Raw genomic sequence first — 20803 nt, forward strand, 5'->3', positions numbered from 1 at the left:
CAAAACCTCTGGCGCGGCTGCAAGGCGCCAGAGGAGAGTGAAGGAGAACTGAATGTCATTGTTGTCCAAAGTACAAAAACCGGATGCGCAAGGGCGCATTCAGCACGTGACGCCGGAGAGCGTGGGCTGGCGTTACGTTGGCTTTGATGCTTATCAGCTGAAAAAGGGGCAGACCCTGCAGCTGGAGAGTGGCGATAAAGAGCTGTGCCTGGTGCTGGTTGCCGGACTGGCGTCGGTGAAGACGCTGCACGCTGAATTCCCCGGCATCGGTAAGCGGATGTCGCCGTTTGAACGCACGCCGCCTTACTCGGTGTATGTGCCGAACAACGACAAAGTGGAAGTCTATGCGGATTCCGACCTTGAGCTGGCGGTCTGTAATGCGCCGGGCAAGGGCGCACTACCGGCCAGACTGATTTCGCCGGCGGATGTCGGCGTGGAGCAGCGTGGCAAGGGGCGTAACAAGCGTCTGGTTCACAATATTCTGCCTGATGATAAGCCTGCGGACAGCCTGCTGGTGGTGGAAGTGTATACCAACGAAGGTGACACCAGCTCCTATCCGAGCCACAAGCACGATCAGGAAAACTCAGAAAACGAAACCTATCTGGAAGAGACCTATTACCATCGGTTTAACCCGGAGCAGGGCTTTGCTATGCAGCGCGTCTATACCGACGATCGCTCGCTGGATGAGTGCATGGCGGCCTATAACCGCGATGTGGTCACGGTGCCGCGCGGGTATCACCCGGTCGCCACCATTGCCGGTTACGACAATTACTATCTGAACGTGATGGCCGGGCCGGTTCGACTGTGGAAATTTACCTGGGAGAAGGATCACGCCTGGGTGAACAGCGATGCGTATCCGGTCGAAAAGTAGAACGGGATGCGACAAAAAAACGGGTGGAATTTTCCACCCGTTTTTTTATGCCTTATCGGCGTTGTTCAGCGCCAGCGAAACGGCCAGCGTCTGGGCCAGGCATAGCGATGCCACCTGCGAACGGAAGCCATCAACCTGCGCTTCACGCACCACAAAACAGACGTCGCTGAAGGCGGCCAGCGGGCTGACCTGGCTGTCGGTGATCGCAATCAGATGCGCCCCACGTTTGGCCCCTAACTCAACCAGTTCCACCGCTTCACGCGCATACGGCGAATAGCTGATGGCAATCACCACATCCTTCGGATTCACCATGCTGAGCTGCTCGGTAAACATCCCGCCCAGGCCGTCAATCAGGAAGGCACGGCGTTCCAGATGGCGCAGCGCATAGGTCAGATAGGACGCCACGCTGAACGAACGGCGCAGGCCAATCACGTAGATGTTCTCTGCCTGATGCAGCATCTCAACTGCTTTATCCAACTGCTCGGGATTGGTCTGCATCGCCAGCTGTTGCAGCGCCTGTGAATTCACCATGGTGAACACATTAAGGATTTCAGCCGGGTTCTCGGGTGGAGCAGCCGTTTCATCGGTCGAGGTCTGGCGGAACAGCCGCGCGCGCTCGGTGTAGTTCACCGTCTCTTCCATCAGGTGCTGACGGAAAACCTGTTTCATTTCATTGAAGCCGCTAAAGCCAAAGGCATTCGAGAAGCGGATCAGGGTAGAAGGCGGTACGTCGGCCTGTTGGGCAATCGAGGCCACGGTGTCAAAGGCAATGCTGTTGCTGTTGTCCAGAATATAACGAGCCACCTGTTTCAGGCGCTTACTCAGGGTGTCGTAGCGACGGCGGATGTCGTCCTGCAACAGGGAAAGCTGCGTTGGGTTGTTGGTCATTACTTCGGCTCGCTAAATAAAATAAGTCGTTTGTTCTGTCCGATATTCTACCAGATGAACAAAAAATTTCACTTTCTAACGGATTTCAGGGGATCTATTTCATCGGGATATGAATGGAATCACAGATTCTGGCTGAAAAGAGAGCAGAAGGAAGGGGGAATTCGTTCGCGAAGAGAAATAAGCGGAGTGAAAAGGGCGGGATGTGAAGGTTGAAAGGGCAGAACAGGAAGGTAAAAGGGCAGGAACCGGTGACTGTTCAGCGGCCGCTGGCATAGCCAACCGCCGATCCTGTCGCGTTCCTGCCCAGGTTAACGGATTACTTCGCTGGCCGCACTTCGCGCCAGTAATTGATCAACTGATGGTAGTTGCTTTTCACCTGTGCGATCAGCGCCTCATCATCCAGCTCGCCTTGCAGCCACTGGCGTGAAGGCTGGCCGAATATGGTGCGGCCGACGGCAAACCCTTTCACCCACGGGGCTTTTGCGGCGTCAGCGAAACCGGCTTTCAGCTTCTCTTCCGGCGCATCGAGGCCGAGGATCAGAATGCCGCGACAGTTCGGGTCTTCCCGCTCAATCAGGCCACTGATTGCCTGCCAGCTTTCCAGTTTCAGCGGCGGCAGTTTCCACCAGTCCGGCTGAATCCCCATCGAGTAGAAGTGGGTCAGGATATCGAGGTAGTAAGACTCTTTCTTGTCCGGATTGCCCTCCGGCAGGATCACTTCCAGCAGCAGTTCGTGGCCGGTTTTGTTACAGCCGTTCCACACGTCCATCACCAGCTCATCCTGCTCTTTACGCAGTTCGGCGCTGTCATGCGGATGGTAGAACACCAGGCATTTCACCACGTGTTCCTGCGGCCAGTCGACCAGCTGGGAACCGATGTTGCCGTGCTCAAGGCGCAGCGGACGGGAGCTGGGTAACTCAATCGGGCGACCAATCCACCAGCCTTTACCGGTGATGGCGTTCAGCGCCGGCTGTCCGAAGGTGGTGTCAGCGAGGATGCCGCTGCGGCCATCCAGCCCGGCTTCACCGGCGGCTTCTTCTGCCGCACGCAGCAGCAACAGCTTCAGTTCAGGCAGGCGTGACGTGTCGACGCCCGCTTCATCAGCCATATCCACCAGCTGTTTACGGTGGTCGAAGGCAAAGACACACAGCTCTGGCCACTGTTGCTTGCGGGTGGTGACGCGGTGCAGGTGATTCAGGCGGCTGTCGAGGTCAGGACGCTTGACGTCCTTATCGCGGCTGAGGAAATCATCCAGTTCAGCTTTGGTTGGCATCGCTGGCGCGCAGCCATGGCGTGACACCACCAGGGCGCCGCAGGCATTGGCATAGCGACAGGCCTGCTCCCAGCTTTCATCATTCAACCAGCCGCGCAGCAGGCCAGACATAAAGGCATCGCCTGCGCCCAGCACGTTCAATACTTCCACGCGCACGCCGCTTTGTAATTTGGTTTGTTCCCAGCTGTCCGGGATCTCGCCTTCCAGCACCACGCAGCCCATCGGACCACGTTTGCAGACCAGCGTGGCTTTCGTCGCCTGACGAACGTTTTTCAGCGCGGTCAGGGTATCGGTGCTGCCGCCGGCAATATGAAACTCTTCTTCCGTTCCGACCACCAGATCGAAATAGTGCAGCACTTCCTGCAGCTGTTGCGTGACGTGCTCAGATTCCACAAAGCGCGTTTCACCGTCGCCGAGCGAGGTCAGTCCCCACAGCACCGGACGGTAATCAATATCCAGCGCGGTGCGTAAGCCGTTCTGACGGGCAATTTCCAGCGCCTTTAATACCGCCGCACGGGTTTGAGGATGCGAAAGGTGCGTGCCGGTGACCGCCACCGCACGGGAAGAGGTGATGTACTCTTCACTGATATCTTCCGGGATCAGCCCCATATCGGCGCAGTTATCGCGGTAGAACACCAGCGGGAAGGTGTCCTGATCCTTAATGCCGAGGATCACCAGGCCAGTCAGCCGGGTTTTGTCGGTGATCAGGCATTCGGTATCGGCACCCACGCGCTGCAGCTCTTCGCGCAGAAAACGGCCCATATGTTCATCGCCCACGCGGGCCAGCATGCCGGACTTCAGCCCCTGGATCGCCGTGCCGTACGCCACGTTACCCGACGAACCGCCGAGATATTTCGAAAACGTACTCATATCTTCAAGGCGGGCGCCAATTTGCTGGCCATAGAGGTCAACGGCAATGCGCCCGATACAAATCACATCAAGCCGTTTCTGTTGTGTACTCATACCTGTTGTTTCCTTCTCTGATAAGCCGACTCAGCTGCGCTTTTCCAGCGGACTCGCCTGAACGTAACGTCCGGACGCCCGGATTCAATATGGAAATGAGTATGGAGAATAAAAATTTCAACTTCAACACAAAATGAAATTAATACCCCAAAAGTGTGAGGTGGATAAAACTCTGGGGATCGTCGTTGCGGGGGGGCAAAAGCGGCGGCGGGTGGTGGCGATCCAGGCGGTGTGAGCCTGCTCGCAAACTGCAAAAGCCGTTCGGGCAAAGCCCTTGAAGTGAAACGAAATTTTCTTTACTGCTCAGATATCCTCTTTATTGTTCCAAATCTGACCGCGCGATCACCCCGCGCAGAGTCGTTTCATCGCATAATTTGATCTCTCTCGCAAAATGAAATGTTTCTTCTGTAATTCTGTTTAGTGAAAAAAATATTTGTTTATAATCGCCTCACGTTTCACTTTTTCAGCCTCACCGTTAAGGAAGAGCACATGGGTAAGAGTAGATTAACCACAGCACAGGCTCTGGTCAGATTCCTGGACAACCAGTATCTGTCGGTAGATGGCGTTGAAACCAAGTTCGTTAAAGGGATTTTTGCCATCTTCGGTCACGGCAACGTGCTGGGCCTCGGTCAGGCACTGGAGCAGGACAGCGGCGACCTGGTGGTTATGCAGGGTCGTAACGAACAGGGTATGGCGCACGCGGCCATCGGCTTCGCCAAACAGAAACTGCGCCGTGAAATCATCGCCTGTACCTCTTCTGTTGGACCGGGTGCGGCCAATATGATCACCGCTGCGGGCACCGCATCGGCTAACCGAATTCCTCTCTTACTGTTGCCCGGCGATGTGTTTGCTACCCGCCAGCCGGACCCGGTTCTGCAGCAGATTGAACAGAGTCATGACCTCAGCATCAGCACCAATGATGCCTTCCGCGCGGTCAGCAAATACTGGGACCGCGTCAGCCGCCCGGAGCAGCTGATGACCGCCTGTATCAATGCCATGCGCGTGCTGACCGACCCGGCTGAAACCGGCGCGGTAACGATTTCTCTGCCGCAGGACGTGCAGGGCGAAGCCTATGACTACCCGGATTATTTCTTCCAGAAGCGCGTACATCTGCTGGATCGCCGCCTGCCAACCGAAGCCCAGCTGGCAGCCGCACTGAAGATGATCGCCGGTAAGCGTAAGCCAATTATCGTCTGCGGTGGCGGGGTGAAATACTCCGAAGCCGGTGAGGCGCTGCGCCAGTTCGCCGAGCGCCATCAGATCCCCTTCGCGGAAACCCAGGCCGGTAAAGGCACCATTGTTTCTGACCATCCGCTGAACGTCGGCGGCGTGGGCGAAACCGGCTGTCTGGCGGCTAACCTGCTGGCGAAAGAGGCGGATCTGGTGATCGGCGTCGGTACCCGTTACACCGACTTTACTACCGCCTCGAAATGGATTTTCCACAATCCGGACGTCAGCTACATCAACATTAACGTCAGCAATTTTGACGCCTACAAGCTCGATGCCGTGCAGGTAGTGGCCGATGCGCGTGAAGCGCTGACCGCACTGGATGAGCGTCTGGCTGCACAGGGCTTCACCAGCTGCTGGGGCGAGAAAATCGGCCAGGCGCAGAGCAAATTGCTGAAAGAAACGCAGCGTGTTTATCAGTCGGTTTACAGCAACGACGGCTTTGTGCCGGAAATTGATGACCATATGGATCGTGAAGCGGTCTATGCCGAGTTCAACCGTCTGACCGATTCCTTCCTCACCCAAAGCAGCGTGCTGGGGACACTGAATGAGCATCTCCCAAAGGATTCGGTGATCGTCGCCGCTGCGGGTAGCCTGCCGGGCGATCTCCAGCGCGTCTGGCGCACCAAAGATTACAACAGCTACCACGTGGAGTACGGCTACTCGTGCATGGGGTATGAAGTCAGTGCCTCGCTGGGCGTCAAGCTGGCCGAGCCGCACCGTGAGGTCTACACCATGGTCGGTGATGGCTCCTTTATGATGCTGCACTCCGAGCTGGTGACCTCCATTCAGGAAGGGGCCAAAATCAACGTCCTGCTGTTCGACAACATGACCAACGGCTGCATCAACAACCTGCAGATGGAACACGGGATGGACAGCTTCACCACCGAGTTCCGCTTCCGTAATGCGGAAGGCGGCAAGCTGAATGGCGGCTTTGTGCCGGTAGACTTCGCGGCGATTGCCGGCGGCTACGGCTGCAAAACCTATCGCGTCACCACCCTCGACCAGCTGAAGCACGCGCTGGAAGACGCCCGCAAGCAGACCGTTTCCACGCTGATTGATATCAAAGTGCTGCCGAAAACCATGGTGCACAAATACTTCAGCTGGTGGCGCGTTGGCGGGGCGCAGGTTTCCGAATCTGAACGGGTCGATGCGGTCGCCAAAATGCTCAACGAACATATCGACCAGGCACGCGAATACTGATTCATTTTGCTTACTCTGAATTCAGTGCGGACATCTTCACTGGCTGCAAATAACGGTCAGGTTGATGCCCGCGCTCTCCCCTACATATAAAGGATATTTTATGACTCTGAAACTTGGCGTAATCGGCACCGGTGCTATTGGTCAGGAACATATTCGTCGCTGTAGCAAAGTGCTGCAGGGCGCCAAAGTGGTTGCCGTCTCGGATATCAACATCGACGGCGCGAAAGGCATTGTCAGCCGTTTAGGTCTGGACGCGGAAGTGTATGCCAACGGCCACGATGTGATCGCCTCTTCGGAAGTGGATGCGATCATTGTGACGTCCTGGGACCCAACGCATGAAGAGTTCACCCTGGCGGCAGTTGCTGCGGGTAAACCGGTGTTCTGCGAAAAGCCGCTGGCGCTGAGTGCTGAAGGTTGCCGCCGTATCGTGGATGCGGAAATCGCCCACGGCAAACGTCTGGTGCAGGTTGGCTTTATGCGTCCTTACGATGCCGGCTACCGCGCGTTGAAGAAAGTGATCACCGACGGTGATATTGGCGAGCCGCTGATGCTGCACTGTGCGCACCGTAACCCGACCGTACCGGAAAGCTACACCACCGATATGGCGATCACCAACACGCTGATCCACGAGCTGGACGTGCTGCGCTGGCTGACCGAAGACGACTACAAATCTGTGCAGGTGGTCTTCCCGCGCTCGACCAAAAACACCCACGCAAAACTGCGCGATCCGCAGATTGTGCTGTTTGAAACCCATAAGGGCACCCGCATTGACGTGGAGATTTACGTCAACTGCGCTTACGGCTACGACATCCAGTGTGAAGTGGTCGGTGAAACCGGCATTGCCAAATTGCCAGAGCCGTCTTCTGTTCAGCTGCGCAAAGACGCCAAGCTGTCGAACACCATTCTGACCGACTGGAAAGACCGCTTTATTGATGCCTACGACGTTGAGCTGCAGGCCTTTATCAACGATGCCACCGCCGGAACCTTGCAGGGCCCGTCAGCATGGGACGGCTATGCCGCTTCCGTTGCCGCCGATGCCTGTTTGAAAGCGCAGGAAAGCGGCGCTATTGAGCCGGTTGAGCTGCCAGCACGTCCAGCCTTCTACAACAAGTAGCTTCAGGGAGATCGCAATGAAAATCGCCTTTGACGTAGACGTCATCAGAGACATGGGCATTACCAAAATGGTTCATCAGGTGGCGGACTGGGGCTACAAGTACATTGAGCAGTCTCCGCACCCTCAGATTAACCCGTTCTATAAGCATCCGAAGGCCAGCCGGGAGATCATCACCGAGTATAAAAACGCGCTGCGTGAAACCGGGCTGGAGATTTCGTCGTACATCGTGGTTTACCGCTGGTCCGGCCCGGACGAAGCGCGCCGTCAGGCGGCTGTCCGTAACTGGAAGCGCATGATTGAGATCGCGGTGGAAACCGGCGTGCAGGTGATCAATACCGAGCTTTCCGGGACGCCGAACGAGCCGGAAATCTGCGAAGAGATGTTCTATCGCTCGATGGAAGAAATCTTGCCTATCGTCGAACGTGAAGGTATCCGCATCGAAATCCAGTCACATCCGTGGGATTTCTGCGAAGAGAATAACGAAACCGCCGATCTGGTGAAGTCATTCCGCAGTGAGAACGTGAAGTACCTGTACAGCGTGCCGCACACCTTCTTCTATGACAAAGGAAAGGGCGATGTGAAGAGCATGCTGGAGTACGCCGGTGGCGATCTGTCCCACGTGCTGATTGCCGATACCATGAACCACACCAAGCATTGTCGCTACATCGTTAACCCGCCAGGCGTGGATGCCACCATTCACCAGCATGTGGGTGTCGGTGAAGGGGAGGTCGATTTCGACACCCTGTTCCAGACGCTGCGCGAAATGGATTTTGCCAACCGAACCTACAAAGTGGGCGGTGAGTCGATTATTGCCTCTTCGCTGTTCGGTTATCCGGAAAAAATGAACCGTCAGGCCGTGGAAACCCGCGAACTGATCGAGCGTGAGCTGCTGAGCAGATAACTTCTGGCAGCCTGCGCTGCCGTACCCCTTGCGAGAGAGTGCGATGAACAAAGATAACGTTAAGCTGGCAATAGCCCCGATTGGCTGGACCAACGATGATATGCCGGAGCTGGGTGCGGAAAATACCTTCCAGCAAATCGTCAGCGAAATGGCGCTGGCGGGATTTACCGGCAGTGAAGTGGGCAGCAAATACCCGCGCGATCCGGCGGTATTGAAGCCAATGCTGGATATTCGCGGCGTGCAGATCTGCAACGCCTGGTTCAGCACCTTTTTTGCCAACGGCGATAAAGCGAAAACCATCGACGAATTTATCAACCACCGCGATTTCCTGCACGCGATGGGCGCGAAGGTGATCGGCTGTTCCGAGCAGAGTAAGAGCATTCAGGGCACCTCGCTGTCGGTGCTGGATGAGAAGCCTTACTTCACTGATGAAGAGTGGCAGCTGACCGCCGACGGCTATAACGAGCTGGCGAAACTGGCGGCGGAGAAAGGCATGCAGGTTTGTCTGCATCACCATATGGGCACCGCTATCCAGACCACGGAAGAGATTGACCGCTTTATGGCGATCACCAATGACGACGTGTTCCTGTTGTTTGATACTGGCCATGCCTACTATTCGGAAGGCAGTCAGGCGAAGATGCTGGCGATCCTCGAAAAGTATCTGCCGCGCATCAACCATGTGCATCTGAAAGATGTGCGTGATGAGGTAGTCGCCGAGGTGAGAAGCCAGAAGCTCTCCTTCCTTGATGGCGTCAAGAAAGGCACCTTTACCGTGCCTGGCGATGGCGTGATCGACTTTACGCCGGTGTTTAAAATTCTGGACGAGTCGGGCTATAAAGGCTGGATGGTGGTGGAAGCCGAGCAGGATCCGGCGTTAGCCAATCCGTTTGAGTATGCGGTGAAAGCCAGAAAATATATCCGCGAGACCGCCGGCCTGTAACGGAGGCGGCAGTGAAATAAGAAAGCCCCTGACCAGCAAGCTGGCAGGGGCTTTTTGTCATTCAAACAACGGCGATTATTTCAGCGCAATCGTTTTGATGATGTTCTCAGAGTCGGTCTGAGACTGCTGCTGGTTTTCTGCTGGCAGCGTAATCTGCATGGTCAGCAGTTTGCCATCCACCTTCGCCAGCACCACGGAAGACCAGGAAGACTGGTTCTTGGCGGAGATCACCGTATCCAGCTGCTGAGCAGGCTGACCGCTGATTTCAATCGCTTTATTGGTCACGACCTGCAGCTGAGGATCGCGGTTGCGCTGCTGCTGCTCAAGGCGGCCAGCCAGCACGTCCAGTCCATCGGTAGTCGCGTCGCCTTCAATCACGATAATCGCTTTCTGGCCGGTCGCATCAGCATAGACGTGCATATTATTGGCCTGGGTGCCGAGCTTGCCGCTCTGATCGGACATCCCGGCTGGCAGGGTGAAGCCCAGCTTGCCGTCCATCAGGGTGACGGCCTGGCTGCTCTGGCTGCTGCTGACGCCGTTATCATCCGCAGAGGCTTTGTCATCTTTGCCGTCGCAGGCGGTCAGTCCAACCACCAGTAAGCCGATACCGGCATATTTCAGTAAGTTACGCATCATGATCCCTTTTACGTTAGTCGTGTGCTGCTTTACAGCCCCTCATAAAATAGTAATCAGCGGGCAAAAGCAACTGTCGCTCTGTCACAGAATGCAGCTTAGCCGAAGTTAACCTGAGCGCGGTTCGATTTTTCCGCCAGACGCTTCAGCATGGCATTCAGCAACAGGCCGTAAGCCGGCAGGAAGAAAATCATGCAGATAAGCACCTTGAAGCTGTAATCCACCAGGGCGATCTCCACCCAGTTCTGCGCCATAAACGGATCGGGACTTTTGTAGAAGGCGATAAAGAAGAACGCCAGCGTATCGCTGATATTGCCGAGGAACATCGCGGAGGCCGGGGCAATCCACCACTGCTGCAGCTGGCGCAGGCGGTTGAAGACGTGCACATCCAGCACCTGGCCCAACGCGTAGGCCATAAAGCTGGCGCAGGCGATGCGGGCAACGAACAGGTTGACGTTTTCTAATGCGGCAAAGCCCTGCCACTCACCCTGATAGAACAGCGCGGAGACGGCGTAGGAGATAAACAGTGCCGGGACCATCACCGCAAGGATGATGCGACGAGCCAGCGGCGCGCCAAAAATGCGCACGGTGAGATCGGTTGCCAGGAAGATAAACGGGAAGCTGAACGCGCCCCAGGTGGTGTGAAAACCGAAAATGGAGATCGGCAATTGCACCAGATAGTTACTGGAGGTGATCACCAGCACGTGGAAAAGGGACAGCCAAATCAACGCATGCGTGCGCTGACTATTCGAGAACGAAATCATCATATGACCTTTTTGAAGATTGGGGTGAGGGAACCCAATGAAAAATTGTGTCGCAATAGCGATTGCGCGGCATCTTACCGAAACAGAGTGCTATTGCAACGGTTAATTTTAGCGCAAACGTTATCGTCGCGGTACCCACTTGCACATGCAAAAGGTGAGGGTAAAATGAGCGCAGGTATTTCTTCCGTTTTAATGAGACTGCTATGAGCGATCTGTTCGCCAATCCCGATCAAACCCTTGATGCGATGGGCCTGCGCTGCCCGGAACCTGTGATGATGGTGCGTAAAACCGTGCGTCATATGCAGGAGGGCGAAACCCTGCTGATTATTGCCGACGATCCGGCCACCACGCGTGATATCCCCGGCTTCTGCCGTTTTATGGAACACCAGCTGGTGGCGCAGATGACCGAGCAGACACCCTATAAGTATCTGCTGAAGAAAGGGCTCTAAGCATCGGCCTCGGGCCCGGCTTTACGCGGAGCCACTCAGCGTTTGCGCAGCAGCCTTAACGCATTCGCGGTGACCAGCGCGGTCGCGCCGGAGTCTGCCAGTACCGCCAGCCACAGACCGGTAATCCCCAGCAGCGTGGTCACCAGAAACACCCCTTTTAGCCCCAACGCAATGGTGATGTTTTGCCGGATATTGGCGTGCGTGGCCCTGGAGATACGGATCATCGTCGCCAGTCCGCCAAGCCGGTTGTGCGTCAGTGCGGCATCCGCCGTTTCCAGCGCGACATCGCTGCCGCTGCCCATCGCAATCCCGGTCGTCGCGGCTTTCATTGCCGGCGCATCGTTAATACCATCACCGACCATCGCCACCGGCTGCTGCTGATTCAGTTCGCCAATCGCGGTGACCTTATCGGCAGGCAACAAGCCTGCGCGGTAGTCAATGCCCAGCTCACCGGCGATCGCCGCAGCGGCGCGCGGATTGTCTCCGGTCAGCATCACCGCCTGAATATCCAGCGCTTTTAACTCCGCCAACGCGGCGGCGGCATCGGCACGCAGCGTGTCACGCAAGGCGATCAGCGCCGTTGGCTGATGCTCCTGCAACAGCACCACCACGGTGTTTCCTTCGGCTTCCAGCGCGGTCACCCGTTCCTGCTGTTCAGGGCTGAGCGTGCCTTGATCCAGCCTGGCGGGCGCGCTGATTAACAGTGAGTGACCACTGACGATAGCCTCAACGCCGCTGCCGGCCAGCGCGCGTTGCGAGGTTGCCGCTGCCAGCGTTAAGCCACGCTGGCCAGCCAGCGCCACGATGGCTTTGGCTAAGGGATGCGACGAACCGGCTTCCACCGCTGCCGCTTTGGCCAGCAGGGAATCTTCACTCTCCTCTGCCAGTGGGATCAGCGCGGTGACCTGCGGTTTTCCTTCGGTCAGCGTGCCGGTTTTATCGAAGGCAAAGGTGCGGATAGCGTTCAGGCTCTCCAGCGCGGCACCGCCTTTAATTAACACACCCCGGCGGGAGGCCGCGGCCAGCCCGGAGGTGATGGCGGCAGGCGTTGAAATCACTAATGCGCATGGGCAACCAATCAGCAGCAGCGTCAGGCCTTTGTAGATCCACGGCTGCCAGTCGGCGGCGAACAGCAGCGGCGGGATCACCGCGACCAGCAGCGCCATCGCCATAATCACCGGCGTGTAGATGCGGCTGAAGCGGTCAAGGAAGCGCTCAATCGGTGCCCGGTTGGATTCGGCTTCTTCAATCAGATGCAGAATGCGGTCGATGGCACTTTCACCCGGTTTGGATACCACTTCTAACAGCACCTGGCGGTCCACGCTCAGGCAGCCTGCGGCAACCGCTTCGCCTTGCTGACGCTCGACCGGCACCGATTCGCCGGTTAATGCGCTTTCATCAAAGCTGGCAAACGGCGAGAGTAAACGCGCATCGGCGGGCAATCTCGCGCCGGCGGCCACTTCAATTCTGTCGCCGGGGCGCAGTTCACTGAGGGCAACCGTTTCACGCTTCTCGCCGCTCACCCGGACAGCTTCTTCCGGTTTCAGGGCCATTAAGGCGGTCACGCCACGGCGGGCGCGGCTGGCGGCAAAGGATTCCAGCCGTTCACCCAGCAGGAACAGCAGCAGCACCATCGCGGCTTCTGCGGTGGCGCCAATAAATAATGCGCCGATGGCCGCGACGGTCATCAGGGTTTCAATGGCAAACGGGGTGCCGCTGCGGATCAAACGCAGCGCGCTGCGGGCAATGGGCCAGGCACCGGCGAGGGTGGTCAGGGTGAAAGCGATCTGTCCGGCTTCAGGGCTGACAAGGTCGATCAGCCAACTGGCCAGCATCATCACGGCTAGCAGAATAATGGCGCGATTTTCCGGCCAGAAGCCCGGCGTGGCGGCGTCGGTTTTGACGGCATCGCTACGTTGCAGGGTGAAACCGGCCTGCTTCACCGCCGCTTCAACCTGCTGGCGGACGTCGCGATCGGCCTTCACGACCAGTTTTTCGGTGGCATACAGCACGCGAGCCGTATCGACTTCGCTCAGCTTGCTAACGGCGGTTTCAATTTTTCGTGCGCAGCTGGGGCAATCCATTCCGCTGATTATCCAGCTGAAACGTTCTGCGGAACCTCTCCTGTCGCTTTCCTCATCGGCATCGCTGCCTGAACCGCAGCCGGCTTCACTGCAACAGCTGGTTTCAGCGGTGACTGAGGTCATCATCGAGATTTTTTTGATGGTTGGGCGAGGTTTACTGCTGCAACCCTGCTGGCTGTGAGCATGGCGTTGGCCACAAGGGCAAGAAGATGAGTGCTGATGCATGGCGCCTCCTGATGGGCAACGGCGGGAAACGCTCCCGCCGATGACGCATCTTACACTCTGGAGTGGACTCCAGAGTCAAGGCTTTTACGGCGATTACAGATACAGCGAACGCACGATCATAAAGTGACCGGCAAAGTAGCAGGCGGCGACAATCGCCCGGTCAGAGGTGAACCGGCGACGATAGTGGCTGACAAGCCAGACGATATTGGCCAGCAGCAGCAGCGAAGTCCCCACCATCAGCGAGAAGCTGTAATCGGTTGGGCGGAAGAAATACTGCTCGGTGGTCAGCCAGACCATCAACAGGGTCATGCCGATAAAGGTGCAGATCGGCCAGCGCAGATCTTCCAGTCTGGACCAGATGGTGGCAATCAACAGCGCGCCTATCACCAGTACCGTCAGCGGGATCGGCCAGAAGAAGGTCAGCGTCATATGGCTGGCGAAGCACAGGGTATACAGCAGATGCGAAAGGAAAAATGCGCCAATCGCGTACAGCATGCGCCGGTTAGGTAGCAGCGTCAGCGCATCGCCAATCAGCGTGGCCAGCAGGCCAAACAGGATCAGATAGTCGGTGGTATTGAGGATCGGTGCCTGCCAGGCCAGCGCCAGCAGAAACAGCAAGGTGACGGGCTTAAATACCCAGCGTTGCCATTGAGGCCCACGGTATGACGCATCCACGTAGAGCCAACCGGAAAAGAAAACTGCCAGAAACGACCAAATCATAATGTGTCCCTTTGTATTCAGAAGCAAAACTCCACAATTCTGAATCTAGTCTAGGACAGAGCCCGACGATGTGACAATGGGAGGCGTCTGGTTGTATCCTTTCTGGCCGTGGGAATGATTGGCATTGCCTGATAAGGAGGAAGAAGAAAAATATGAAGGTCATTTTTTTCATCGTACTGGCTATCATCGCCGTGCTGGCGACGCGTCAGTTTATCAAGCAGCGGAGAGAAGTGGCGGTCAATGACGCTTCCCCGGTGCGTTCACTTCCCGCCGAGGTAAAAGCCAAGCGCGAGGTTCCGATGCCGAACCGCCGTTCGCGTCAGCGTGAAGTGATCCCGGTTGAGGATAAGCGTTATGAAGCCTGGTTTCATCCGCTCAACGGGGCCGGGGATTTCAAACTGGTGCTGAAAGAGCAGGATTACCGGCAGATTGATCCGGGGGAAAAGGGACAGCTGAAGGTGCAGGGGACGCGGTTTATCTCGTTTAGCGCGAATTAGTGGGCTTGCCGAAAAAGCATGGGGTTCCGCGCTTTTTCGGCTGGTTTTGCCACTGCGTTACTTCTTCGGCAGGTATTTCTTCTGCCAGGCCAGCAGCTCAAACACGCCAAAAAAGAAAATCTTGGTTTGCATCATGAAGCTGAGCTTCGGGGCATCTTTCGGCTGCGTAGCGCGCATCAGCACCAGCTGCAGTCCGTGCATCACCACCATAAAGAACAGCGCCACATCAATAAAATACTTCAGCGGCTTGGGGAACGGATGCACCAGGTTAAGCAGTAAAAATGCCCAGACACAGACCATCAGCAGCCTGCCAATATTAATCATCATGGTTCGCTTCCTTCTTCGCGATCTGGCGGTGGTACAGGCGATAGGCCACCTGTCCGGCGATCTTTTCCCGATGCAGCTGCCAGCTTACCGGCACCGGCGGCAGGCCATGTTCCACTTCGCTTTCAACATAAATCAACGCGTTATCCGCCAGCCAGCCGTTACTTTCCAGCTGTCCAAGGGTCTGTTCCAGCAATCCCTTACGGAACGGCGGATCGATAAACACCAAATCGTGAGGCTCACCGTTTTGCGCCAGAAATTGCAGCGTGTTGGTGTTGATCACCCGGCCGGTTTTACAGCCGAGCGTGGTCAGGTTCTTTTCTAACTGCTGCGCAACCGGGCGCTCCAGCTCTAACAGTGTGGCAGAAGCGGCGTGACGCGACAGCGCTTCCAGCCCTAATGCACCGCTACCCGCGAAGCAATCCAGGCAACGTGCGCCCTGAATATCGGGTGCCAGCCAGTTAAATAACGTTTCGCGGACGCGATCGGTGGTCGGTCGAAGCCCGGCGCTGTCCGGGACCGGTAATTTTCTGCCGCGCCACAGACCGCCAATAATGCGGATTTGTCCGGCGCCGCCGCTGCGGGGTTTTTTATTCATGCTGCTGAACTCTTCATAATTTGTTGCACAGTTTAACGGGCTTACCGGGCTGAGGAAACGTAAAAAGGGTGCTGTGTTGCGTTAGCAGGAAAGTGTTAGACTAGGGGATTAAGTCAATTTTCAACGACCTGACAGATTTTTCCCCGCGAGGAGTGTGGTTGCACCATGGCAAAAAATAAAAAACGTGGCTTTTTTTCCTGGCTGGGATTAGGGCGTGAAGAGCAGGCGCCGCAGGAAGAGACAAAAGAGACGTTAGAGGAACAGCAGCCCGCTGACGAGACGTCAACGGATGCCGCCACGCCCGCAAAAACCGAGGCAGAGCAGCGCGCCGAAGCGGCGGTCAACGTCACTGAAAATGTGGCCCACGATCAGGCCGCGCACCCGGAAGCTTACCGTGAACCTGCCGCTGAGCCGCAGCCTGAAGCGAAACCTCAGACGGAAGAGCAGGCGGTAATTACGCCCGCGCCGCTGGAAGCGTTTTTGCCGGAAGACGACGCGCGCGTTCAGCCCGAGCCGGAAGAAGAGGTTTTACCGGAGCAGCTGGCGGTGGTTCAGCCAGAGCCGGAAGAAGAACTTCTGCCGGAAGAGATAGCGATTGTTCATCCTGAGCGGGAAGAAGAGCGCCTGCTGGAAGAGGTAGCCGTTGTTCAGCCTGAGCCCGAAGAAGTGGCTATCATCGCGCCCGTTCCGGAAGAGATTGCTGAAATCGCACCGGACGATGAGATCTTGCCTGAAGAGCTGGAAGCGCTGGCGTTAGCGACTGACGCAGAGCCGGAGGTGATTGAGGAAGAAGAGTCCATCGCCGCCGCGTTAGCGAAAGTGGAGCAGTCAGAGCAGGCCGAGCAGCAGCGTCCGACTAAAGAAGGTTTCTTCGCCCGCCTGAAGCGCAGCCTGGTGAAAACCCGTCAGAATCTGGGCTCCGGCTTTATCGGCCTGTTCCGCGGCAAAAAGATTGATGACGATCTGTTTGAAGAGCTGGAAGAACAGCTGCTGATTGCCGACGTTGGCGTGGAAACCACCCGCCGCATTATCAAAAACCTGACGCAGCAGGCGAGCCGTAAACAGCTGCGTGATGCCGAAGCGCTTTATGGCCTGTTGAAGCAGGAAATGTCAGAGATCCTGGCTAAAGTGGAAGAGCCACTGGACGTCACCGGCAAAACGCCGTTTGTGATCCTGATGGTGGGCGTCAATGGCGTCGGCAAAACCACCACCATCGGTAAACTGGCGCGCCAGTATCAGGCCGAAGGCAAATCTGTGATGCTGGCGGCGGGCGATACCTTCCGTGCCGCGGCGGTTGAGCAGCTGCAGGTGTGGGGCCAGCGTAACAATATTCCGGTGATCGCCCAGCAGACCGGGTCGGATTCAGCCTCGGTGATTTTCGATGCGATTCAGGCCGCTAAGGCGCGTAACGTTGACGTGCTGATTGCCGATACTGCCGGTCGCCTGCAGAACAAATCGCACCTGATGGAAGAGCTGAAGAAAATCACCCGCGTGATGAAAAAGCTCGACGATCAAGCGCCGCACGAAGTGATGCTGACCATCGATGCCAGCACCGGTCAGAATGCCATCAGTCAGACTAAGCTGTTCCACGAAGCGGTGGGTCTGACCGGGATTACCCTGACCAAGCTGGATGGCACCGCAAAAGGCGGCGTGATCTTCTCCGTAGCCGATCAGTTCTCCATCCCGATCCGCTATATCGGCGTGGGTGAAGGCATTGAAGATTTACGCGCGTTTAAAGCTGACGATTTTATAGAGGCACTTTTTGCCCGAGAGGACTAATTAGGATGATTCGCTTTGAAGAAGTCAGTAAGGCTTATCTCGGCGGTCGGCAAGCGCTTCAGGGGGTAGATTTCCATCTGCGTCCGGGAGAAATGGCGTTTCTGACCGGACATTCCGGGGCAGGGAAAAGTACCTTGCTGAAGCTTATTTGTGGCATCGAGCGGCCAAGCGCCGGTCAGATCTGGTTTGGCGGCCACGATATCAGCCGCCTGAAAAGCAGCGAAGTGCCGTTTTTACGCCGCCAGATTGGCATGATTTTCCAGGATCACCATCTGCTGATGGATCGATCTGTGTATGACAACGTGGCAATCCCGTTGATCATTGCCGGTGCCAGCGGCGAAGATATTCGCCGCCGCGTGTCGGCCGCGCTGGATAAAGTCGGCCTGCTGGATAAAGCCAAAAGCTATCCGATTCAGCTGTCGGGCGGTGAGCAGCAGCGTGTGGGCATTGCCCGTGCGGTGGTGAATAAACCTGCGGTGCTGCTGGCCGATGAACCGACCGGTAACCTCGACGATGCGCTGTCGGAAGACATCCTGCGTCTGTTTGAAGAATTTAACCGGGTTGGCGTCACCGTTCTGATGGCAACCCACGACCGGGCCTTGATCGCCCGCCGCAACTACCGCCTGATGAGCCTGAATCAGGGACGTTTGCACGGAGGCCAGGGTGGTTAATAAACGCAATTCCCGGGCGCCTGCGCCCAAAGCCGCGAAGCAGAAGCAGCCTTCCAAAAGCAAAGCGCTGAAGGGCGGCTGGCAGGAGCAGTGGCGTTATGCGCTGCGCGGCACCTTATCTGATATGTGGCGTCAGCCGCTGGCGACGTTACTGACGGTGATGGTTATCGCCATCTCCCTGACTCTGCCAAGCGTCTGCTATATGGTGTGGAAAAACGTCAACCAGGCGGCGGCACAGTGGTATCCGGCACCGCAGCTAACGGTCTATCTCAGCAAAACGCTGGATGACGATGCCGCTGAAGGTGTTGTCAGCCAGCTGAAGAAAGAAGATGGCGTCGACAAGGTGAACTACCTGTCGCGCGAAGAAGCGATGGGCGAGTTCCGTAACTGGTCTGGCTTTGGCGGGGCAATGGATATGCTTGAGCAGAATCCGCTGCCTGCGGTGGCAATTATCACCCCGAAGCTCAACTTCCAGAATGACAACACCATGACCAACCTGCGCGACCGCGTGTCGAAAGTGCAGGGCGTGGATGAAGTGAAGATGGACGACAGTTGGTTTGCCCGTCTGGCGGCGCTGACCGGTCTGGTGGGGCAGGTGGCGGCGATGATCGGCGTGCTGATGATTGTGGCGGTGTTCCTGGTGATCGGCAACAGCGTGCGGCTGAGCATCTTTGCCCGGCGCGATACCATCAACGTGCAGAAGCTGATCGGTGCAACGGATGGCTTTATCCTGCGTCCGTTCCTCTACGGCGGCGCGCTGTTAGGATTCGCCGGTGCGCTGCTGTCGCTGATCCTGTCGGAAGTGCTGGTGTTCCGTCTGGAGTCCGTTGTGACACAGGTGGCGGCGGTGTTTGGCACCACCTTCAACCTGACCGGACTGGCATGGGATGAGAGCCTGCTGTTGCTGCTGGTGTCGGCGATGATTGGCTGGATAGCCGCCTGGCTGGCGACCGTACAACATTTACGTCGTTTTACGCCGCAGTAACCCCTTTACACGTTTTTTGTTATAATCTTCCTCTGTTGCATGAGTAATGTGCTTCAGAGGAAGTCATCAGTTTGTCACTTCCTCCTGCTATACTCTTCCTGCCCAGACGGTGTGTAATTTATTCACCGACGATTGTGAACTTGTGGATAACTTTGACGTCGAAGTAGCACAGATTGCTTTTAATTCTGGCTGCCGTTCACGTACTCTTGTGGACTGTGCAGGGAATTGCGCGGCATTATTGTTAAATACAGAGAGGGTTTGAATGACCAAAGAAATGCAAACTTTAGCTATTGCTCCTTTAGGCAACCTGGATTCTTACATCCGGGCCGCCAATGTCTGGCCTATGCTGACGGCAGAAGAGGAAAAAGCGTTGGCTGAACGGCTGCATTACCAGGGCGATCTGGAAGCAGCTAAAACGCTGATCCTGTCTCACCTGCGCTTTGTTGTTCATGTCGCTCGTAACTATTCGGGCTACGGTCTGCCGCAGGCTGACCTGATTCAGGAAGGTAACATCGGCCTGATGAAAGCGGTTCGCCGCTTTAACCCGGAAGTCGGCGTGCGTCTGGTCTCCTTTGCGGTGCACTGGATTAAAGCTGAGATCCACGAATACGTCCTGCGTAACTGGCGTATCGTGAAGGTCGCCACCACTAAAGCACAGCGCAAGCTGTTTTTTAACCTGCGTAAAGCCAAGCAGCGTTTAGGCTGGTTCAACCAGGAAGAAGTGGAAATGGTTGCCCGTGAACTGGGCGTCACCAGCAAAGACGTGCTGGAGATGGAGTCGCGTATGGCGGCCCAGGACATGACCTTCGATCCGACACCGGATGATGAAGGTGAAGGCCGCTCGATGGCGCCTATGCTCTACCTGCAGGATAAGTCGTCTGACTTTGCCGATGGCATTGAGGAAGACAACTGGGAATCCCATGCGGCTGATAAACTCAGCGATGCGATGCAGGGTCTTGATGAGCGTAGCCAGAATATCATCCGTGCCCGCTGGCTGGACGATGACAACAAAACCACGCTGCAGGAGCTCGCCGATCAATACGGCGTTTCAGCAGAGCGTGTGCGTCAGCTGGAAAAGAACGCGATGAAAAAACTGCGTGTCGCTATCGAAGCGTAATCCATGCGGTAACAAAAAAAGGGCGACTTCGGTCGCCCTTTTTGTTTTTGTCAGTCCGCCCGTTATTGCGCCAGAAAGCCCCAGCCGCCGACCTGAGCAATAAAGCCGGCCTGGCGCATAAACGCAGCCATCACCTCACGATCCTCAACCTGACGGTCCGCAATCCACCACTGCACGATCCCCGGATTCTGCGCCAGCAAATCATTCAGTAAGTAACTGCCCACGCCGCGTCGGCGCGTCACCTCACGCACCATGAAATCCTTTAGCTCGCCCTGCGTGCCGGCGATTGACGCGTTGACTGCCGCCAGCAGGCGGTCATTGAATTTGGCGGCCCAAACCTGCTGATGTTCATTCAGCGACGCTTCAAGGGCAACGAGGTCAGCCTCTGGCCAGATTTTCGCCAGATCGAGGCGGTCCTGATCGGTGAAATTTTGCAATCTGATGATGGTCAGTTTCATGACGAATACCGAACGAGTATGAAAGGCATATTGTAGCGAATTTAGCCAAAGAAGGGCGCTTAACTTTTCCCCGGCGAAAACGGAGTATTCTGTTTGGTGCGGCGCGTTAACCCAGCGTG

The 20803-nt window shown here is 56.5% G+C and carries 20 protein-coding genes; 11 read left to right on the forward strand and 9 right to left on the reverse strand.

All coding sequences use genetic code 11. The features are described from left to right. The first annotated feature begins 52 nt into the window (after nt 1-52). Complete coding sequence (iolB, locus tag ACXKZG_RS01440; RefSeq protein WP_013204270.1) at nt 53-871, forward strand: 5-deoxy-glucuronate isomerase; 819 nt, start codon at nt 53-55, stop codon at nt 869-871. Nucleotides 872-916: 45 nt separating this feature from the next. On the opposite strand, the gene ACXKZG_RS01445 is transcribed toward iolB, so the two are convergent. Further along, on the reverse strand, nt 917-1759 hold the full coding sequence (locus ACXKZG_RS01445; RefSeq protein ID WP_013204269.1) for a MurR/RpiR family transcriptional regulator: 843 nt from the start codon (nt 1757-1759) through the stop codon (nt 917-919). Nucleotides 1760-2075: 316 nt separating this feature from the next. Beyond that, on the reverse strand, nt 2076-3995 hold the full coding sequence (locus ACXKZG_RS01450; protein ID WP_488875600.1) for a bifunctional 5-dehydro-2-deoxygluconokinase/5-dehydro-2-deoxyphosphogluconate aldolase: 1920 nt from the start codon (nt 3993-3995) through the stop codon (nt 2076-2078). Nucleotides 3996-4484: 489 nt separating this feature from the next. Here ACXKZG_RS01450 and iolD point away from each other — a divergent pair, with 489 nt between their 5' ends. From iolD to iolE, 4 genes are all read left to right on the forward strand, one after another. Continuing rightward, nucleotides 4485-6425, forward strand: a complete 1941-nt coding sequence (gene iolD / locus ACXKZG_RS01455) for a 3D-(3,5/4)-trihydroxycyclohexane-1,2-dione acylhydrolase (decyclizing) (RefSeq protein ID WP_488875601.1) — start codon at nt 4485-4487, stop codon at nt 6423-6425. A gap of 100 nt (nt 6426-6525) precedes the next feature. Beyond that, the gene (gene iolG, locus ACXKZG_RS01460; protein WP_013204266.1) at nt 6526-7539 is read left to right on the forward strand and encodes a bifunctional inositol 2-dehydrogenase/D-chiro-inositol 1-dehydrogenase; all 1014 of its coding nucleotides are present in this window, start codon (nt 6526-6528) and stop codon (nt 7537-7539) included. Nucleotides 7540-7555: 16 nt separating this feature from the next. Next, nucleotides 7556-8440 (forward strand): sugar phosphate isomerase/epimerase family protein, encoded by an 885-nt coding sequence (locus tag ACXKZG_RS01465; RefSeq protein WP_013204265.1) that lies wholly within the window; start codon nt 7556-7558, stop codon nt 8438-8440. 43 nt (nt 8441-8483) lie between these two features. Beyond that, nucleotides 8484-9380, forward strand: a complete 897-nt coding sequence (gene iolE / locus ACXKZG_RS01470) for a myo-inosose-2 dehydratase (protein ID WP_053141464.1) — start codon at nt 8484-8486, stop codon at nt 9378-9380. Between the two features lie 75 nt (nt 9381-9455). Here iolE and ACXKZG_RS01475 read toward each other — a convergent pair whose 3' ends face one another. Both ACXKZG_RS01475 and ACXKZG_RS01480 read right to left on the reverse strand, forming a co-directional pair. After that, a complete protein-coding gene (locus ACXKZG_RS01475; protein ID WP_013204263.1) occupies nt 9456-10013 on the reverse strand; it encodes a DcrB family lipoprotein in 558 nt (185 codons plus the stop codon). A 98-nt stretch (nt 10014-10111) separates the two neighbouring features. Then, nucleotides 10112-10777 (reverse strand): 7-cyano-7-deazaguanine/7-aminomethyl-7-deazaguanine transporter, encoded by a 666-nt coding sequence (locus ACXKZG_RS01480; RefSeq protein WP_488876303.1) that lies wholly within the window; start codon nt 10775-10777, stop codon nt 10112-10114. Between the two features lie 203 nt (nt 10778-10980). On the opposite strand from ACXKZG_RS01480, the gene tusA reads away from it, so the two are divergent. Continuing rightward, on the forward strand, nt 10981-11226 hold the full coding sequence (tusA, locus tag ACXKZG_RS01485; RefSeq protein ID WP_013204261.1) for a sulfurtransferase TusA: 246 nt from the start codon (nt 10981-10983) through the stop codon (nt 11224-11226). A gap of 35 nt (nt 11227-11261) precedes the next feature. Here tusA and ACXKZG_RS01490 read toward each other — a convergent pair whose 3' ends face one another. Then, nucleotides 11262-13535, reverse strand: a complete 2274-nt coding sequence (locus ACXKZG_RS01490; protein ID WP_488875602.1) for a zinc/cadmium/mercury/lead-transporting ATPase — start codon at nt 13533-13535, stop codon at nt 11262-11264. A 93-nt stretch (nt 13536-13628) separates the two neighbouring features. Then, nucleotides 13629-14255 carry a lysoplasmalogenase gene (locus tag ACXKZG_RS01495; RefSeq protein WP_488875603.1) on the reverse strand — a complete coding sequence of 209 codons (627 nt, stop codon included), beginning with the start codon at nt 14253-14255 and terminating at the stop codon, nt 13629-13631. A 152-nt stretch (nt 14256-14407) separates the two neighbouring features. Here ACXKZG_RS01495 and ACXKZG_RS01500 point away from each other — a divergent pair, with 152 nt between their 5' ends. Continuing rightward, on the forward strand, nt 14408-14752 hold the full coding sequence (locus ACXKZG_RS01500; protein ID WP_134822933.1) for a DUF2500 domain-containing protein: 345 nt from the start codon (nt 14408-14410) through the stop codon (nt 14750-14752). Between the two features lie 57 nt (nt 14753-14809). On the opposite strand, the gene ACXKZG_RS01505 is transcribed toward ACXKZG_RS01500, so the two are convergent. Together ACXKZG_RS01505 and rsmD are read right to left on the reverse strand one after the other, a co-directional pair. Next, nucleotides 14810-15079, reverse strand: coding sequence for a DUF1145 family protein (locus ACXKZG_RS01505; protein ID WP_134822932.1), 270 nt, complete (start codon nt 15077-15079; stop codon nt 14810-14812). Next, nucleotides 15069-15674: a 16S rRNA (guanine(966)-N(2))-methyltransferase gene (gene rsmD, locus ACXKZG_RS01510; protein ID WP_134822931.1), complete on the reverse strand. Its 606-nt coding sequence runs from the start codon at nt 15672-15674 to the stop codon at nt 15069-15071. Before rsmD ends, ACXKZG_RS01505 begins: the two co-directional genes overlap by 11 nt. A gap of 165 nt (nt 15675-15839) precedes the next feature. On the opposite strand from rsmD, the gene ftsY reads away from it, so the two are divergent. The 4 genes from ftsY (at nt 15840) to rpoH (ending at nt 20226) form a co-directional block, all read left to right on the forward strand. Further along, on the forward strand, nt 15840-17453 hold the full coding sequence (ftsY, locus tag ACXKZG_RS01515) for a signal recognition particle-docking protein FtsY (protein WP_488875604.1): 1614 nt from the start codon (nt 15840-15842) through the stop codon (nt 17451-17453). 5 nt (nt 17454-17458) lie between these two features. Next, nucleotides 17459-18124: a cell division ATP-binding protein FtsE gene (ftsE, locus tag ACXKZG_RS01520; protein ID WP_013204253.1), complete on the forward strand. Its 666-nt coding sequence runs from the start codon at nt 17459-17461 to the stop codon at nt 18122-18124. Beyond that, on the forward strand, nt 18117-19109 hold the full coding sequence (ftsX, locus tag ACXKZG_RS01525; RefSeq protein ID WP_013204252.1) for a permease-like cell division protein FtsX: 993 nt from the start codon (nt 18117-18119) through the stop codon (nt 19107-19109). Before ftsE ends, ftsX begins: the two co-directional genes overlap by 8 nt. Nucleotides 19110-19371: 262 nt before the next feature. Further along, nucleotides 19372-20226: an RNA polymerase sigma factor RpoH gene (gene rpoH / locus ACXKZG_RS01530; RefSeq protein WP_013204251.1), complete on the forward strand. Its 855-nt coding sequence runs from the start codon at nt 19372-19374 to the stop codon at nt 20224-20226. A 62-nt stretch (nt 20227-20288) separates the two neighbouring features. Here the strand turns inward: rpoH and panM are convergent, their stop codons facing one another. Beyond that, entirely contained in the window at nt 20289-20684 is a 396-nt protein-coding gene (gene panM, locus ACXKZG_RS01535) for an aspartate 1-decarboxylase autocleavage activator PanM (RefSeq protein WP_105760374.1), read from the reverse strand. Nucleotides 20685-20803 lie beyond the last annotated feature (119 nt).

This window comes from Erwinia sp. 2186, assembly GCF_057812255.1.

What these genes read in the sequence shown, in the direction of transcription:
- iolB (WP_013204270.1), top strand. Translation starts at nt 53, where the DNA reads ATGTCATTGTTGTCCAAAGTACAAAAACCGGATGCGCAAGGGCGCATT.
- ACXKZG_RS01445 (WP_013204269.1), bottom strand. Translation starts at nt 1,759, where the DNA reads ATGACCAACAACCCAACGCAGCTTTCCCTGTTGCAGGACGACATCCGC.
- ACXKZG_RS01450 (WP_488875600.1), bottom strand. Translation starts at nt 3,995, where the DNA reads ATGAGTACACAACAGAAACGGCTTGATGTGATTTGTATCGGGCGCATT.
- iolD (WP_488875601.1), top strand. Translation starts at nt 4,485, where the DNA reads ATGGGTAAGAGTAGATTAACCACAGCACAGGCTCTGGTCAGATTCCTG.
- iolG (WP_013204266.1), top strand. Translation starts at nt 6,526, where the DNA reads ATGACTCTGAAACTTGGCGTAATCGGCACCGGTGCTATTGGTCAGGAA.
- ACXKZG_RS01465 (WP_013204265.1), top strand. Translation starts at nt 7,556, where the DNA reads ATGAAAATCGCCTTTGACGTAGACGTCATCAGAGACATGGGCATTACC.
- iolE (WP_053141464.1), top strand. Translation starts at nt 8,484, where the DNA reads ATGAACAAAGATAACGTTAAGCTGGCAATAGCCCCGATTGGCTGGACC.
- ACXKZG_RS01475 (WP_013204263.1), bottom strand. Translation starts at nt 10,013, where the DNA reads ATGCGTAACTTACTGAAATATGCCGGTATCGGCTTACTGGTGGTTGGA.
- ACXKZG_RS01480 (WP_488876303.1), bottom strand. Translation starts at nt 10,777, where the DNA reads ATGATTTCGTTCTCGAATAGTCAGCGCACGCATGCGTTGATTTGGCTG.
- tusA (WP_013204261.1), top strand. Translation starts at nt 10,981, where the DNA reads ATGAGCGATCTGTTCGCCAATCCCGATCAAACCCTTGATGCGATGGGC.
- ACXKZG_RS01490 (WP_488875602.1), bottom strand. Translation starts at nt 13,535, where the DNA reads ATGCATCAGCACTCATCTTCTTGCCCTTGTGGCCAACGCCATGCTCAC.
- ACXKZG_RS01495 (WP_488875603.1), bottom strand. Translation starts at nt 14,255, where the DNA reads ATGATTTGGTCGTTTCTGGCAGTTTTCTTTTCCGGTTGGCTCTACGTG.
- ACXKZG_RS01500 (WP_134822933.1), top strand. Translation starts at nt 14,408, where the DNA reads ATGAAGGTCATTTTTTTCATCGTACTGGCTATCATCGCCGTGCTGGCG.
- ACXKZG_RS01505 (WP_134822932.1), bottom strand. Translation starts at nt 15,079, where the DNA reads ATGATGATTAATATTGGCAGGCTGCTGATGGTCTGTGTCTGGGCATTT.
- rsmD (WP_134822931.1), bottom strand. Translation starts at nt 15,674, where the DNA reads ATGAATAAAAAACCCCGCAGCGGCGGCGCCGGACAAATCCGCATTATT.
- ftsY (WP_488875604.1), top strand. Translation starts at nt 15,840, where the DNA reads ATGGCAAAAAATAAAAAACGTGGCTTTTTTTCCTGGCTGGGATTAGGG.
- ftsE (WP_013204253.1), top strand. Translation starts at nt 17,459, where the DNA reads ATGATTCGCTTTGAAGAAGTCAGTAAGGCTTATCTCGGCGGTCGGCAA.
- rpoH (WP_013204251.1), top strand. Translation starts at nt 19,372, where the DNA reads ATGACCAAAGAAATGCAAACTTTAGCTATTGCTCCTTTAGGCAACCTG.
- panM (WP_105760374.1), bottom strand. Translation starts at nt 20,684, where the DNA reads ATGAAACTGACCATCATCAGATTGCAAAATTTCACCGATCAGGACCGC.